The sequence below is a fragment of the Stenotrophomonas sp. YJH_SMC_54 genome (assembly GCF_059368435.1).
On the sequence record NZ_JCAFRS010000003.1, the window covers coordinates 67,801 to 82,966 of the forward strand.

Below are 15,166 nucleotides of genomic sequence, written 5' to 3' on the forward strand. Positions count from 1 at the left end.
TCCAAGGGGGAGTCGGGCCCGCACTCTTCATGGAATCAAGGACGCAACCGATGACTGCTGCAAAGCTCTGCCGTTCGACCGTTTCGCGCCGTTCTTTCCTCCCCTCGCCGCTGGCTTCGGCGATTGTCGGTTCGTTGCTGATGGCCACCGCGCTGCCGGTACTGGCCCAGGACAGTGACGACGCCCTGACCCGTTACCAGTTGCAGCGCAGCCTGCAGTCGGCGTTCGCCGCGCCGGGCAGGGTGTCGGCCTCTGCTCCTGCAATGATCGCCCCCTCGGTAGCGATCCCGGTGGCGGCGCTGGCTCCCAGCGTCGGTTCTTCCGTCGAGCCGGTCATGGGCAAGCCCGGTGATGCTGCGAGCTGGCGTACCAGTGAATTCAACCTCGACTGGGGCCTGGCCGCGATCAATGCCGACGTGGCCTATGCGCGCGGGCTGACCGGCGCCGGCATCCGCCTGGGCGTGTTCGACAGCGGCACGGGCCTGGACCATCCGGAATTCGCCGGCAAGGACAACCGCAGCATCCGCATCGCAGACCTGATGGCCGACGGCACGCGTTGCACCAACACCAGCGCAGTGCGCGGGCCGGCGGCCTGCTTCGCCAGTGATGGTGATGACGTCCAGATCAGCTATGTCGGCTACAACGCCAATGTCCCCGACAACATCCGCAGGATCATCGAGTCGGGTCCCTATGTGCAGCCGGGGATGCAGTTCGAGATCCATGGCACGCACGTTGCCGGCACCATCGCGGCGAACCGGGACGGCAACGGGATGCAGGGCGTGTCCTTCGGCTCGGACCTGACCGTTGGCCGGTTGTTCTCCGACAGCATCAGGGAGTGGCAGCGGACCGCGACGGGCTATTCGGTGGTGACGCTGGGCGCGATCGGTCCGAAAGTCAGCGCCTTCCAGGATCTGTATGCTCAGATGAACGCGCAGGGCGTGCGTGCCATCAACCACAGCTGGGGCCTGGTCACGGAACCGTCGACAGCGACGGACATGGACGCGATCTACAACGACCCGGACGACCGCCAGTACCTGAACACCTTTGCCGACGGATCGCGTGCGCGCGGGATGATCCAGGTGTGGGCGGCCGGCAATACCAGTTCGGTCATTCCGACGCCTGCGCAGAGCCCCATCGCCGGCCTCTACGCCACGCTGCCGCGCGCGTTCGCCGACATCGAGCCGTACTGGTTGAGCGTGGTCAACGTCGGTACCAATCTGACCCTGAGCAATCGCTCCAACAAGTGCGGCCTGAGTGCCAACTGGTGTCTTGCCGCGCCGGGTTCGGACATCGTATCGACCGCCTATGGTGATGATTCCAGCCTGTCCGGCAGCATCGGCATCGACGCCAACGGCAACGTCAGCCTGGACATCCAGCAGCGCGTGCCTACCTATGGCTATGCACTGCTGAGTGGAACGTCGATGGCCGCCCCCCACGTCACCGGCGCGCTGGGCCTGCTGTTTGAACGCTTCCCTTATCTGGACAGCGCTCAGGTGCGCGATGTGCTGCTGACCACGACCACCGATCTGGGCGCGCCCGGCATCGACGACATCTACGGTTGGGGCCTGTTGAACCTGGCCAAGGCCATCGAGGGATACGGTTCGCTGCGCGTGGACACCAACGTGGTGATGAACCAGCGTGCAGGTGGCCTGAAAGTGTGGGAAGGCGATGCCTGGGACAACTGGACCAACGACATCGGCGGCCCCGGCAAGCTGACCAAGAGCGGCATCGGCTGGCTGCGCTTGAGCGGTAACAACAGCTTCAACGGTGCGTTGGTGCGCGAGGGCATGCTGGAACTGGATGGCGTCAATACGCTCACCGGAGCGGTGGACGTGGCCGGCGGTAGCTTCCTGCTCAATGGCACGTTGAAGAACACCGCGCTGAACAGCCTGGGGGGCACCAGCCAAATCAATGCCCGCGGTGTGCTGGATGGCTCGGACCTGACCGTCAACGGCGGCGTGGTGACCTTCGACGGTGCGCAGCGCGGCGCCCACACCTTGGTGGCCGAGCAGGGAACGTTCGAGTTGAACGGAAGGCTGGACAGCAGCACGTTGACCAGCCTGGGCAACAGCCGCGTGAACGCGGGCGGCGTACTTGCGGGTTCCGACCTGACCGTCAACGGCGGCGTGCTGTCGTTCAACGGCACACAGACCGGTGGTCACACCCTCGTTGGCCCGAAGGGCACGCTGAAGGGCATCGGCCAGCTGGGCGATACCACCGTGGCCGGTATCGTTGCACCGGGCAATTCGATCGGTACGCTGACCATCAACGGCAACTACGTGCAGACCGCCACCGGTGTGTACCAGGCCGAGCTGGCTCCGGGCGGGCGCAGCGACCAGTTGCGTGTCACCGGTACCGCGACCCTGGGAGGCACCCTGATCGCGCTACCGGAAGCGGGCACCTATTACCTTGGGGAGCAGTTCAACTTCATCCGTGCCGACGGCGGAATCAGTGGCCAGTTCGCCACCACTGACTTCAGTGCGTTCTCGCCGTTCCTGAAGTTCGGCCTGGCCTACGGCACGGGTGGCGCGCGCATTGAAGTGACCCGTGGCAATCCGCTTGCCAGTGCCGCCAGTACCGACAACCAGCGTGCGGTCGCCACTGTGGCCGACGGCCTGGCGGTCAACCAGGGCCTGCCACGACCGCTGACCCTGCTGTTCCCTCAGCAGGTGGGCGCTGCACTGGATGGCCTCAGCGGCGAGCTGCATGCGGCCACCGCAATGGCCCTGGTCGAGGGCAGCCGCTACGTGCGTGATGCCGCGCTGTCGCGTCGCGTCGGTGCGCGTGCCCCGGGCGCAGACGGCGAAGCCGCCACGGGGGTCTGGGTACAGGCCATCGGTGGCAGCACTACGCTGGACGGCAATGGCAACACCGCACGCACCGAAGCCAACAGCAGCGGCCTGCTGGTAGGCGTGGACCGCGAGATCAACGGTTGGCAGGTGGGCGTGCTGGCCGGTACCGGACGTACCGATGCCAAGCAGCAGGAAGGACGCCGTGCGCGTGCCAAGGTCGACAACACGCACCTGGGGGCCTATGCCAGTCACGACTGGGGCGCCTTCGGCCTGCGTGGTGGCCTGGCCTGGAGCGAGCATGAGGTGAAGAGCACCCGCGAGCTGGGCTTCTCCGGCTACACCGATACGCTGGCGGCCCGCTATGACGGCCGTACCCGGCAGGCGTTCATCGAGGCGAGCTATCGCTTCGGCGACCGCGAGGCGGGGCTGGAACCCTACCTGCAGCTCGCACGTGTGGAAGTGGACATGAAGCGCATCAACGAACGTGGTGGCGCTGCCGCACTGCAGGGCGAGGTGGACGATCTCCGTACCACGGTCGCCACGGCCGGTCTGCGATTCGACAAGGGCCTGAAGGCTTCGTTCCAACAGGACAGCTGGCTGCACCTGCGCGGTGGCGTCGGGTACCGCCAGGCCAGCGGTGATCGCGACCCGGCGGCCCGCTTCGCCTTCGCCACGGGTAGCGACAGCTTCGTGGTCAGCGGCGCCCCGATTGCTGACAGGACGGTGGTTGCCGAACTGGGCCTGTCGGCATGGTTGACCGCGCGCCAGCAGCTGGAGCTGGGCTATAGCGGCCAGTATGGCGACGAAAGCCGCGATCACAGTGCGAACCTGCGCTGGTCGGTACGTTTCTGACCTTTGCTTCCCGGACACCGGGAAGACCCAGGAGGGTGGCCGCAGGGCCGCCCTTCTTCGTTGCCGGCCCAGGTGTGGGATGGCCTGTGCACGCCTACAATGGCGGCCCCACGCCGTACCGGACCGCCCATGAAGAGCAAGCAGGAAATCGTCGACAACTGGCTGCCGCGTTACACCGGCGTGCCACTGGACCAGTTCGGCCAGCACATCCTGCTGACCAACTTCGGTGGCTACCTGCACACCTTTTCCGAGCTGACCGGTGCGCCCGTCATCGGCCTGGACCGGCCGATGGCCAGTGCCACGATCGACGGCATCACCATGATCAACTTCGGCATGGGCAGCCCCAATGCCGCGATCATCATGGACCTGCTGTCGGCGGTGATGCCCAAGGCGGTGCTGTTCCTGGGCAAGTGCGGCGGCCTCAAGCGCAAGAACCAGCTGGGCGACCTGGTGCTGCCGATCGCTGCGATCCGGGGCGAGGGTACCTCGGGTGACTACCTGCCACCGGAAGTGCCGGCGTTGCCGGCGTTCGCGCTGCAGCGTGCGGTCTCGACCATGATCCGCGACCTCGGCCACGACTACTGGACCGGAACCGTCTACACCACCAACCGCCGGGTCTGGGAACACGACGAGGCCTTCAAGGAGCGGCTGCGGGCGATGCGCTGCATGGCCATCGACATGGAAACAGCCACGGTGTTCGCCGCCGGCTTCGCCAACCACATCCCCAGTGGCGCGCTGCTGCTGGTCTCGGACCAGCCGATGATCCCCGATGGGGTCAAGACCGAGGCCTCCGATGCCAAGGTCAGCTCCCAGTTCGTGGAAAACCATATCCAGATCGGTATCGAGGCGCTTAAGCTTATCCGGCGCAACGGCAAGTCGGTCCGCCACCTGCGCTTCGACGAATGATGATGATGGCCTGGCGCGGCGCGCCGGCCCTGGGGAGTAGGTGATGGACGTTGCCGCGCAAGTGGTGGAATTCTGGAAAGAAGCGGGCCCTGCGAAGTGGTTCGCCCGCGACGATGCGTTCGACGCGCAGTTCCGCCAGTTGTTCCTGGATGAGCATTTCGCCGCCGCTTCGCGCGCGCGCGAGCATTGGCTGGGCAGTGCCGAAGGGGCATTGGCGCTGATGCTGCTGCTGGACCAGTTCCCGCGCAACTGCTTCCGTGGGACCGCCCATTCCTACGCCACCGATGGCCTGGCCCGGCACTACGCCATGCGCGCCATCGAGGAAGGCCTGGACCTGCAGCTGGTACCGAAGCTGCGCGCCTTCATCTACCTGCCGTTCGAGCACTCCGAGGATCCGATGGACCAGGACCGTTCGGTGGCGATGTTCGACGTGCTGGGTGACAAGGAGTACCTGCAGTACGCCGAACTGCACCGCGACATCATCCGCCGCTTCGGGCGCTTCCCGCATCGCAATGCCGTGCTCGGTCGCTTGCCCACGGCGGAAGAGCTGGATTACCTGGCCGAAGGCGGCTTCGCCGGGTAGGTCCACGCCATGCGTGGATGCAGAAAACGCCGGCGAATGCCGGCGTTTTCTGTGCTGGGGCCAGAGCCCTTTCCTGCGGAAAGGGATCCGACCCCAAGTCGACCCCATGCCGGGGCCGATCAGTACTTCGGCACGCCGTTGTCCACGTCTTCGGACCAGGCATTGATGCCGCCGGTGACGTTGAACACCTTGGTGAAGCCCAGTGCACGGAACTGCTCGGCAGCCTGTGCGCTGCGGCCGCCGTGGTGGCACATGAAGGCCAGCGCGGTGTCCTTCGGCAGGGCTTCCAGCTCCGCACGGCCGTTGCCGTCGAAGCTCCTGAACGGCACGCCGACGGCTGCGATGGCGCGCTCGTCGGCCGGGCGCACGTCCACCAGGGTGATGTTGCCGGCGCGCACCAGGTCGTCGGCATCACGCACGCTGATTTCCTGTACCGGCTTCGGCGCGTTCGGGTTGTCGATCGCCAGGCCCTTGCCGCGGATGTCGTCCACCCAGTCGATGGTGATGCCGTTGGCGCGACGGGCGCTGGACAGGTCGAACTGCACGCGCAGCCCATTGGACTCGGCAGCGATCGCGCCTTCGTCATGCGGGGCCAGCTGGAAGTTCGGCTGGAAGCCGGCGTCGATGGTCAGCTGCAGGGCAGCGCCCGGGGCGTCGGCCAGCGCGCCCTTGAGCATTTCCACAGCGGCCGGGGTGACGGTGATGCTCGGCGGGGTGCGGTCCGGTGCGGCCAGGCCCAGCACGCTGCTCAGTTCGCCGCTGGCGGCCATCTGCAGCACGATGTCGCTGCCGCCGACCAGTTCGCCGTCGATGTACAGCTGCGGGATGGTCGGCCAGTCGCCGTAGGCCTTGATGCCTTCACGGATTTCCTGGTCGGCCAGCACGTTGACGTGGGCGAACTCGACACCGAGGTCCTGCAGCGCGCCCACGGCCTTGGCCGAGAAGCCACACTGCGGCATCGACGGCTGGCCCTTCATGAACAGCACGACGCGGTTGGCGTTGAGGATGGATTCGATGCGCGAACGCAGGGCGGGATCGAGGGACATGGACGTCGGGGTTCCGGGAATTCGAATCATCAATTCTACCCCCCATGGCATCATGGGGGATGAGCAACGCAGGAACATTGCATCGCATCCCGACCCGGCCCTGGCGCTGGCTGCCCTGGCTGGTGGCGTCGCAGTTGGCCGTGATCCTGGTATGGGTACTGGCAGGCTGGCACTGGGCCCTGCCGCTGATGGTGGCCAGTCACGCGCTGTTCATGGTGCCGATATTCCTGCCCAACAGCCGTTTCTACGCGCCGGTATTGAGCCGGGTGCCGGACGCTGGCAACAGTGTCTGGCTGACGATCGATGACGGACCCGGCCCGGAAACCCGTGCCGTGCTCGACCTCCTGGACCGCCACCAGGCGCGTGCGACCTTCTTCCTGGTGGGGGACCGTGCACTGGCGCAGCCGGAACTGGTGGCCGAGATCCTGCGCCGTGGCCACGATCTCGGCAATCACAGTCTCAGCCACCCGCAGGCCCGCTTCTGGCGCCTGGGCCCAGCGGCGATGCGGGCCGAGATCGAAGGCTGCCAGCATGCGCTGCAGGCGCTGAGCGGGCATCCGGTGCGCTGGTATCGCTCGGTGGTGGGCATGACCAACCCGTTCGTGGCGCCGGTGTTGAAGGCGCTGGGCCTGGTGCGCGTGGGCTGGAGTGCCCGCGGTTACGACGGCGTCAGCTGCACGCCGGAGGGCGTGCTGGCGCGGTTGCTGCCGGACCTGCGCCCAGGGGCCATCGTGCTGCTGCACGAGGGCGCCGCCCACGGCCACAATCTGGCGATCATCGAGCGCGTGCTGCAGGCGCTGGACGAGCGCGGCCTGAAGGCGCGGCTGCCGGTCAGCTGACACGGATGCAGTAGCGCCGGGCGATGCCCGGTGGGTTCCACGGGCGCCGCTGCGCTCGCCGGGCATGGCCCGGCGCTACCGGTTCCGCCGCGCTACCAGCAGCCAGCTGTTGAACGGCGTACGCCCATGCAGTGGCCGGGGGGCGGCCACCTGCAATCCCGCTTCGGTCAGTGTCGCCTGCAGGACCTGCGGGTCAGGATAGTGGCGCGGCCGCGTGCCCATCCAGCCGACCAGCCAGGCCAGCCGATCCGCCACCCGCGTGGTGCGGTCGCGGCCATCGCCGGTGGCCAGCGGCGTGCGCAGCAGCAGGCAGCCGCCGGGGGCCACCCGTGCACTGGCCGCGCGCAGCAGTGCCTGCTGTGGGTCCGCGTCCAGGTACTGCAGCACGTCCAGCAGCAGGACGTGCCCGGCCTGCGCCGGCAGTGGCGCCTGCACGTCCACGCAGTCGAAGCGCACGTCATGCAGCTCGACGGCGGCACGTTGCGCGCGGGCGATCTTGCCCGCATCCACGTCCACGCCCAGGTAGCGCTGGGTGCCGCCGCGCTGGCGCAGTACATGGGCGAACAGGCCCAGCCCGCAGCCGAGGTCCAGCACCGGCTGCCCGTCGTCAGGCAGATGCTGCAGCACGCCGTCGTACAGCGGATCGCTGCCGAGCTTGCCGCGGGTGTAGTAGTAGTCGCGGCGGCTGCCCCAGGCCTGCGCCGGGCGGAACGCTTCGGCGATCAAGCGGGCCTGCGGGGCCGTCAGGGGAGCACAGGGCAGGGGCGGGCCGTTCCGTGGCGTGCCGTCCATCGCCTCAGTCCGTGCCGCCAAGCAGATGCGCGGCAACCGGCAGCGCGCGCGCGCTCCACAGGGCGTACATCCGCGCTGAAGGATGCAGGCCGTCCTCGGCGATCATCGTCGGGTCTTCGCCCTGCGCGCGGCTGATGTCGGTGATGTCGACGAAGGCTGCGCCGTGCCGGGTACTGATCACCTCGGCGGCGGCATTGAATTCGTCGGTCTCGATCTCGATCGCGGCCAGGTCGCGGCCACTGCCGACACCGAACGGGGTGGCGCCCCAATCGGGGAAGGACAGCACCAGCACGCGGCCGGCATCACCGCCGGCGAAGCCGATCGCCCGCTGCAGCAGGGCCTGGAACTGGCTGCGGTACTCGTCCAGCGGACGCCCGCGGTACTGGTTGTTGACGCCGATCAGCAGGCTGACGAAATCGAACGGGCCCTGCGGTGCAGCCGCGTCGATACCCGCATCGAGCTCGTCGGTCGTCCAGCCGGTGGTCGCAATGGTCTGCGGGTCGGCCAGCGCCACGTCCTGCGCGCGCAGCGCGGCGGCCAGCTGGTGTGGCCAACGGCCTTCGACTGCAACCGCTTCACCGATGGTGTACGAATCGCCCAGCGCCAGGTAGGACAGCGCCACGGCTCAGGCCACCGAGCGGCGAGGCTTCAGCGGCACGACCTTGGTCGCATCCTCGGCGCGGCGCGCCAGCACACGGTCGATGCGCGCGAACACATCGCGCATCACCGAGGCCTCCGGCATCAGGGTCACGCGGAAATGATGGCGGTAGGGCACGTTGAAGCTCGAGCCCGGCACCACCAGCACGCCTTCGTTGTTCATCAGGTCCAGCGCGAAGTTGTGGTCGTCGAAGCCCTTCGCAGCGGCGCCGACCACGGCCGGGAACGCGTACAGCGCGCCGGCCGGTGCGACCAGCGACAGATGTTCGCTGGCTTCGCAGGCCTCGATGACCGCGCGGCGGGTTTCATACAGGCGGCCGCCCGGCGTGCACAGCTCGGAAATGGTGTCCGGACCGTTCACCGCGGCCTCGATGGCGTACTGGCCCGGCACGTTGGCGCACAGGCGCAGCGCGCCCAACAGGTCCAGTGCCGCGCGGAAGTCACCCAGGCGGGCATCGTCGCCGCTGAGGTGGGCCCAGCCCACGCGCCAGCCGCAGGCGCGGTGCACCTTGCTCAGGCCGCTGAAGGTCAGGCACGGATGATCACCGGCCAGCGGCGCGACCGGCTGGAACACCGCGTCGTCGTACAGGATCTGGTCGTAGATCTCGTCGACCAGCAGCAACAGGTTGTGGCGGCGTGCGATCTCGACCACGCGCTCCAGCAGTTCGCGCGGGTAGCTGGCGCCGCTGGGGTTGTTCGGATTGATCAGCACGATGGCGCGGGTGCGCGAGGACACCAGCGTCTCGATCTCGCTCGGGTCCGGCTGGAAGCCGTTCTCCGGTGCGCAGCGGTAGTACACCGGACGGCCATCGTTGAGGATGGTCGAGGCCGACCACAGCGGGTAGTCGGGCGAGGGCACCAGCACTTCATCGCCCGGGTTGAGCAGCGCACGCAGCGACAGGTCGATCAGCTCGCTGACGCCGTTGCCGAGGAAGACGCGGTCCGGGTGCGCATCGGGCGCGCCACGGCGGGCGTAGTAGCTGGCGATGGCTTCACGTGCCACCGGCAGGCCCTGCTGGTGCGTGTACGGGTCGGTGCGGCCCATGTCGTCAGCGATCGCACGCTGCAGGTGCTCCGGCGCACGGAAGCCGAAAGCGCCCGGATTGCCGATGTTGAGCTTGATCAGCTTGCGGCCCTGCGCCTCCAGCTCCCGGGCTCGCCGCGCCAGTTCTCCGCGGATTTCGTAGCGCACTTCGGAAAGGCGCTCGCGGATGGCCAGGGGCTTGGGCGAGTTGGTGGACATGGGAGCTGGGCCGTCAAAAGGCATGGGGCTTCCATCCTACCGGAATTGCTGCAATGCATGGCAAGGGCGCCGGGCCCGTCATTGCTGGGCTGGCAGGGCGTCGGCACAGGTAGAATGGCGGCGATGACCCAGACCCCCGATTTCATCGCCCTGCAGACCATTGGCTGGCCCTGGCCGGGCCCGGCGCAGCAGGCCGACTGGCAGGCCGCGATGGCCGCACATCCGCAGGCCCGCCCGGCACGGGTGATCGAACAGCACCGCACCCACTACGTGGTGGCCGATGGCCCGGACGCGTCGATCAAGGCCGAGTCGCTGCCGGAATGGCAGCGTCCGCGCTTCCCCAGCCATGAACGGCCGGCGGTGGGTGACTGGGTGCTGCTCGATGGCATCCGCATCGTCGCCCTGCTGCCACGCCGCACCGCGATCAAGCGAGGCGCCGCCGGCGAGCACTACCACCAGCAGGTGATCGCGGCCAACATCGATACGGTGTTCATCGTCTGCGGCCTGGATGCCGACTTCAATCCGAGGCGCATCGAACGCTACCTGCTGCTGGTCGGCGGTGGTGGTGCCGAACCGGTGGTGGTGCTGACCAAGGCCGACCAGACCGAGTACAGCGAAGACGCGCTGGCGGTGCTGGAAGAGCTGGAGATGCAGGGTATCGCGCTGCATGCGATCAATGGCCTGGATGCCGACAGCGTGGCGGTGCTGCAACCGTGGCTGGGCCCGGGCCGCACGGTGGTGCTGGTGGGCTCGTCCGGTGCCGGCAAATCCACGCTGACCAACACCCTGCTCGGCGAGCAGCGGATGAAGACCAACGCGGTGCGCGCCAACGATTCACGTGGACGCCACACCACCACGCACCGCGCGCTGATGCCGCTGCCGACCGGCGCCTGCCTGATCGACACCCCCGGCATGCGCGAGCTGAAGCCGACCGGTGAAGAGACGCTGTCCGAAGGCGGCTTCGCCGATATCGAAGCGCTGGCCGCACAGTGCCGTTTCAACGACTGCAAGCACCAGCAGGAACCGGGCTGTGCCGTACGCGCAGCGATCGACGCAGGTGAGATCGAAGAGAGCCGGCTGCTCAACTACTTCAAGCTGAAGGAAGAAGTGGCCGCCGCCGCCGCCAAGCTGGCGGTCCGCCAGGCCGAGACCGCGCAGGAGCGTGGCGGCAAGAAGGGCAAGGGCCAGCAGTTCCGCCCGGCCGGCAAGCCGCGTAGGCGCTGATCGGTACCGCGGGGTCGGATCCCATTGCACCGCAATGGGCTCTGATCTGCGCAATGCATCCCGCCTCTGCCCGCGCCTGGCAGGTGCAGGAAACCTGCTTCTGGTAGGTGCCAACCTTGGTTGGCACGGACGTGTCCGAAGCCCGCCTTCGGCGGATGCCAACCAAAATTGGCACCTACCAACGCGCGGGCAGGGCGCTATAGTCCGCGCATGGAACCGACTGCGACGCTGGACCGTGACGTGGCCCACCATGCAGCGCTCGATGCGCGCCTGGTCGAGGCCGTGGGAGGCATCCGCCTGCTGGGCCTGACCAGCTGGCCGGCAACGGTGCAGGCACCGTTCCTGGACAGCGTGGCACGTGGCCAGCCGGTGCTGCCGAAGGTGGATTACCCACGGCTGGACTTCAGCGAAGAACGTCGCGCGCTGGCCGCGATCGCCACCGACTGCGACGACAGCCACCCACTGGGCCACTACGTGCGGCAGTCGGCGCAGAGCTGGGATCTGGCCGCGCAACTGCTGGAAGGGCTGGGCACCGCCGCCGTCGATACCTGTTCGGTGCAGCTGTTTGGCGCACCCGAGCAGCCGCTGCCGGGCAATGGCCCGAGCACGCGCGAAGCGGCGCGCCACTTCATCCAGATTGCCGCCGAACTGGACCACGAACTGCTGGCGCCGGAAGAGCAGGTGCCAGTGTCGGCCATCGCCCTGCAGCTGCAGCTGCAGAACGACCTGGATGCCTTCTTCGAATCGCGCATCATCCAGGTACAGCTCGACCCGGAACTGGTGTCCAAAGCAGCTGCCGGCCCGACCCGCATCCGCCTGCGCACCAGTGCGCGCTTCAGTGCCTACGACCGCGCGCAGCTGTTCCACCACGAAGCGCTGGTGCATTCGCTGACTGCATTGAACGGCCGCGAACAGCCGGTGCTGCCGAGCCTGGCATTGTCTTCGCCGCGGGTGACCGCGACACAGGAAGGCCTGGCCACGTTCGCCGAGCAGATCACTGGCAGCATCGACATCGAGCGCCTGAAGCGCATCAGCCTGCGTACCGAAGCGATTGCGATGGCACGCGAAGGCGCCGATTTCATCGAAGTGTTCCGCTATTTCTGCGACGCCGGACAGAATGCGGAGGAGAGCTTCGCCTCGGCACAGCGCGTGTTCCGCGGCGTGCCGCCGAATGGCGGCCTGGCCTTCACCAAGGACACGGTGTACCTGCGCGGCCTGGTGTCGGTGCACACCTTCTTCCGCCACATGCTGGCCGAGGACCGCCTGCAGGTCTGTCGCTGGTTGTTCGCCGGCAAGATGAGCCTGACCGATGCGATCGCGTTCGCGCCGTTGTTCGAGGCGGGGGTGCTGAAGCCTCCGCGCTGGCTGCCGCACTGGGTGAGCCGGGCGAATGGCCTGGCCGGGATGCTGGCGTTCTCGCTGTTTGCCAACCGGATACGGATGGACCAGCTGGCGCCGGAATGAAAGGCGTTGGCGGGATGATGCACTGGCGCCTCGATGGATATCGCTGGGCGGCGGTGGGGCACCCTGGCCAGGACACGCCGTAAACCCATCCATGGGGGCTCGATCGGCGCATCCATGCGCCTCACGGTCCTGGCCAGGGTGCCCCACCGCCGCCAGACAGTTTCCCGCGCGGGCGGCAGCACATCACCGCGCCGAAGGGATTGCGCTTAAAAAGCAAAGAGCCGGGCAATGCCCGGCTCTTTGCTTCTGCTCTTCTTTGCCTTCCGCACCGTGGCGCGGGAAGCCGTCGAGCAGGGTCGGATGGGCCGGCGCAGGACCGTTGGCGCCATGGATGGCGCCATCGAGCCCCCATGGATGGGTTTACGGCGTGTCCTGCGCCGGCCCATCCGGCTCTGCCCCGCGATGATAATCAAGACGCTGCGGAGCAACGCTTTCGACTTAGAACTCCGCCGCCACCGTCATGAACAACTGACGCGGTGCGCTCGCATGGATCGCATAACGCGTGCCCTTCGGATCAGTCGGTGCGAACGAACTCAGCTGGCCGGCATAGCGCTTGTTGGTCAGGTTGGTCGCGTTCAACGACACCCGCACGTTGCGCAGGCCCAGGCCGGGGCCGAAGTCGTAGCCCGCGCCGGCGTCGAAGGTGGTCACGCCCGGCACCGACTGGTCGTTGGTGTAGGTGTAGTAGCGCTTGCCGGTGTACTTGGCACGCAGGCTGGCGAAGAAGCCATCGCGGTTCCAGCTGATCTCACTGGAGGCCATGCGCTGCGGCGTATCCACCGTGATCTTGCCGGCCACCGGAACGATGGCGCCGCCCGAGGTGTAGTCATCCTCGTAGGTGGTCTTGTTCCAGGACAGCGCGTTGTACCACTGCAGGCCGTCGATCGGCTTGAGGATAAAGGTCAGTTCCGCGCCGTAGCTCTTCACCGAACCGACGTTGATGAAGCGCGTCACGCACTCCGGACGCGTGCCGACTTCGATGCTCGAGCACGGGTTCAGCGACAGCAGGCGGTTGTCGAACTTCACGTTGTAACCCGCGATCGATGCCTGGTACTTCTCGCCGAAGGTACGGAAGCCGGCTTCCAGGCTCTTGGACTTCTCCGGCTCCAGGCCGGCGCTGGCCGCGAACGATTCCGGCGACACCTGCAGCGGGCCGCCGCTGCCACCGCCGACGAAGGCGGCGATGTTCTCGGCGTAGGAGGCGAACAGCTCGTTGTTGGCGTTGAGCTTGAAGCCCAGGCCCACCTGCGGCAGCACCGACTCCTTAGCGGTCAGCGTGCCCGAGGCGATGCTGGTTTCCACGCCCGGCTGGGCGTTGGCACGCATGCGGGTGTTCGGGCTCTTAATGCCCACGTCCACGGTCAGGCGCTGGTCCAGGAAGCGCATGCGGTCCTGCACGTAGAACTGGCGCGTGCGGATGTCGAAGTCCTGGTTGAACAGCAGGCGGTCCGGGTTCTTCAGGTACAGGTCGTCCAGGAACGGGCCACTGATGTAGTAGAAGTTGCGCGAGACGTTGTGGTCGTTCTGCTCGTACCACAGGCCGGCTTCCAGTTCGTGGATGCCCACCGTCCACGACAATGCGGCGGTCAGGCCATCGCGGTTGATCGTGTAGTTGGTGCTGCGGATCGAGATCGGCAGCATCCTGTCGGTGCCCGGGTAGGATGGCTGGCCCGGTGCCCACCAGTGGCCCTGACCACGGTTGTCGTGGTGATAGGCCAGCAGCTTCAGGCGGCCCTGCTCGCCCAGGCGAAGGTCGGCATCGACCGAATAGAGATTGTCGTCGCGCAATGCGCGGCTCTGGTAGTAGGCATCGTCGATGCTGTTGACGCCGCCGCTGAACTTGCAGCGCGCCTTGTTGTAGGTGCCCGGCGCGCAGTACGCAGCGGCCACGGCGCGATCCCAGTCCGGCGCGTAGATGTTCCAATCCCAGCCCAGGCCACGCGCCAGCATGTCCTTGGACAGGTAGGCGTAGTTGGCCTGGCTGGCGCGCGAGGTGGCCACGAACGCCCCGAAACGGTGGTCGCCGACATTCCACACTGCCTTGGCGTTGAACTGGCGGGTGGTCTGGTTCTGGTAGGGCGCGGCCCACATGTCCTGGTCCTGGTGCACGCCGGACACATAGGCCGAGAAGCCGTTGATGTCACCGGTATCCACGCGCAGGTAGCCACGGCGCTGGCTGTTGTCGCCGACGGTGACGCTGGCGCGGCCACCGAATTCGGTGGACGGGTCCATCGAGAAGTACTGGATGGTGCCGCCCAGGTTGCTGGTCGAGGCCACGCCCAGCGAACCGATGCCCTGCGACAGCTCGGCACCGGCCAGGTTCTCGGCGATGATCGCGCGGGCGATGCTCAGGCCGTTGTAGTTGCCGTAGCTGTTGTCGCCCAGCGGGATACCGTCCAGCGTGTAGCCGAGGCGGCTCTTGTCGAAGCCACGCAGGCTGATGGTCTGCGATTCCTCGTTGGCACCGAAGGCGTCGTTGGACTGCACCGACACGCCCGGCAGGCGGTCGAGGATCTTCTGGCCGCTGGTGCCCGGCGGCAGCACCTGCTTGTCGACGGTGGTGATGCGCTGCACCTGGCGGGTCTCGCCCTGGCCGATCACGGAGACGGTATCCAGCGTCTGCGCGCTCAGCGCGGCATCGGTGCTGGCGCCGGTATCGGCGGCGGTGGCGGCATGGGCGCTGGTGGCGGCGGAGAGCGCGATCGCCACGGCGATCGTCAGGTGTCGGGTCTGCATGGTGGTCCGTTGCATTGGGGGTGGTCACCGGC

Annotated in this window: 11 protein-coding genes; 6 read left to right on the forward strand and 5 right to left on the reverse strand. The window is 67.3% G+C overall.

Annotated elements, in window-relative coordinates; genetic code table 11:
• The first annotated feature begins 50 nt into the window (after positions 1-50).
• The 3 genes from AC5P5S_RS04455 to AC5P5S_RS04465 all read left to right on the forward strand — a co-directional run bounded on the left by AC5P5S_RS04455 (position 51) and on the right by AC5P5S_RS04465 (position 5,133).
• Entirely contained in the window at positions 51-3,644 is a 3,594-nt protein-coding gene (locus AC5P5S_RS04455) for an autotransporter domain-containing protein (RefSeq protein WP_062605664.1), read from the forward strand.
• Positions 3,645-3,773: 129 nt separating this feature from the next.
• A complete protein-coding gene (locus AC5P5S_RS04460) occupies positions 3,774-4,550 on the forward strand; it encodes an AMP nucleosidase (protein WP_005414446.1) in 777 nt (258 codons plus the stop codon).
• A 43-nt stretch (positions 4,551-4,593) separates the two neighbouring features.
• Positions 4,594-5,133, forward strand: a complete 540-nt coding sequence (locus AC5P5S_RS04465; protein ID WP_024956045.1) for a DUF924 family protein — start codon at positions 4,594-4,596, stop codon at positions 5,131-5,133.
• A 119-nt stretch (positions 5,134-5,252) separates the two neighbouring features.
• On the opposite strand, the gene grxD is transcribed toward AC5P5S_RS04465, so the two are convergent.
• On the reverse strand, positions 5,253-6,179 hold the full coding sequence (grxD, locus tag AC5P5S_RS04470) for a Grx4 family monothiol glutaredoxin (protein WP_024956044.1): 927 nt from the start codon (positions 6,177-6,179) through the stop codon (positions 5,253-5,255).
• A 59-nt stretch (positions 6,180-6,238) separates the two neighbouring features.
• Between grxD and AC5P5S_RS04475 the strand changes: the two genes are divergently transcribed.
• Positions 6,239-7,018, forward strand: a complete 780-nt coding sequence (locus tag AC5P5S_RS04475; protein WP_062605666.1) for a polysaccharide deacetylase family protein — start codon at positions 6,239-6,241, stop codon at positions 7,016-7,018.
• 75 nt (positions 7,019-7,093) lie between these two features.
• On the opposite strand, the gene AC5P5S_RS04480 is transcribed toward AC5P5S_RS04475, so the two are convergent.
• The 3 genes from AC5P5S_RS04480 to AC5P5S_RS04490 are packed head-to-tail and all read right to left on the reverse strand — an operon-like array spanning position 7,094 to position 9,710.
• On the reverse strand, positions 7,094-7,810 hold the full coding sequence (locus tag AC5P5S_RS04480) for a class I SAM-dependent methyltransferase (protein ID WP_024956042.1): 717 nt from the start codon (positions 7,808-7,810) through the stop codon (positions 7,094-7,096).
• A 4-nt stretch (positions 7,811-7,814) separates the two neighbouring features.
• Positions 7,815-8,432, reverse strand: a complete 618-nt coding sequence (locus tag AC5P5S_RS04485) for an SGNH/GDSL hydrolase family protein (protein ID WP_024956041.1) — start codon at positions 8,430-8,432, stop codon at positions 7,815-7,817.
• 3 nt (positions 8,433-8,435) lie between these two features.
• Positions 8,436-9,710, reverse strand: a complete 1,275-nt coding sequence (locus tag AC5P5S_RS04490; protein WP_005414441.1) for a pyridoxal phosphate-dependent aminotransferase — start codon at positions 9,708-9,710, stop codon at positions 8,436-8,438.
• 114 nt (positions 9,711-9,824) lie between these two features.
• On the opposite strand from AC5P5S_RS04490, the gene rsgA reads away from it, so the two are divergent.
• The gene (rsgA, locus tag AC5P5S_RS04495) at positions 9,825-10,934 is read left to right on the forward strand and encodes a ribosome small subunit-dependent GTPase A (protein ID WP_032965961.1); all 1,110 of its coding nucleotides are present in this window, start codon (positions 9,825-9,827) and stop codon (positions 10,932-10,934) included.
• 210 nt (positions 10,935-11,144) lie between these two features.
• Positions 11,145-12,398, forward strand: a complete 1,254-nt coding sequence (locus tag AC5P5S_RS04500; RefSeq protein WP_062605667.1) for a flavohemoglobin expression-modulating QEGLA motif protein — start codon at positions 11,145-11,147, stop codon at positions 12,396-12,398.
• A gap of 438 nt (positions 12,399-12,836) precedes the next feature.
• Here AC5P5S_RS04500 and AC5P5S_RS04505 read toward each other — a convergent pair whose 3' ends face one another.
• Positions 12,837-15,134 (reverse strand): TonB-dependent receptor, encoded by a 2,298-nt coding sequence (locus AC5P5S_RS04505; protein ID WP_062605669.1) that lies wholly within the window; start codon positions 15,132-15,134, stop codon positions 12,837-12,839.
• Between the last annotated feature and the right edge of the window lie 32 nt (positions 15,135-15,166).

Excerpts from the sequence above, each read along its gene's own strand:
- AC5P5S_RS04455 (WP_062605664.1), top strand. The coding sequence starts at position 51 with ATGACTGCTGCAAAGCTCTGCCGTTCGACCGTTTCGCGCCGTTCTTTC.
- AC5P5S_RS04460 (WP_005414446.1), top strand. The coding sequence starts at position 3,774 with ATGAAGAGCAAGCAGGAAATCGTCGACAACTGGCTGCCGCGTTACACC.
- AC5P5S_RS04465 (WP_024956045.1), top strand. The coding sequence starts at position 4,594 with ATGGACGTTGCCGCGCAAGTGGTGGAATTCTGGAAAGAAGCGGGCCCT.
- grxD (WP_024956044.1), bottom strand. The coding sequence starts at position 6,179 with ATGTCCCTCGATCCCGCCCTGCGTTCGCGCATCGAATCCATCCTCAAC.
- AC5P5S_RS04475 (WP_062605666.1), top strand. The coding sequence starts at position 6,239 with ATGAGCAACGCAGGAACATTGCATCGCATCCCGACCCGGCCCTGGCGC.
- AC5P5S_RS04480 (WP_024956042.1), bottom strand. The coding sequence starts at position 7,810 with ATGGACGGCACGCCACGGAACGGCCCGCCCCTGCCCTGTGCTCCCCTG.
- AC5P5S_RS04490 (WP_005414441.1), bottom strand. The coding sequence starts at position 9,710 with ATGTCCACCAACTCGCCCAAGCCCCTGGCCATCCGCGAGCGCCTTTCC.
- rsgA (WP_032965961.1), top strand. The coding sequence starts at position 9,825 with ATGGCGGCGATGACCCAGACCCCCGATTTCATCGCCCTGCAGACCATT.
- AC5P5S_RS04500 (WP_062605667.1), top strand. The coding sequence starts at position 11,145 with ATGGAACCGACTGCGACGCTGGACCGTGACGTGGCCCACCATGCAGCG.
- AC5P5S_RS04505 (WP_062605669.1), bottom strand. The coding sequence starts at position 15,134 with ATGCAGACCCGACACCTGACGATCGCCGTGGCGATCGCGCTCTCCGCC.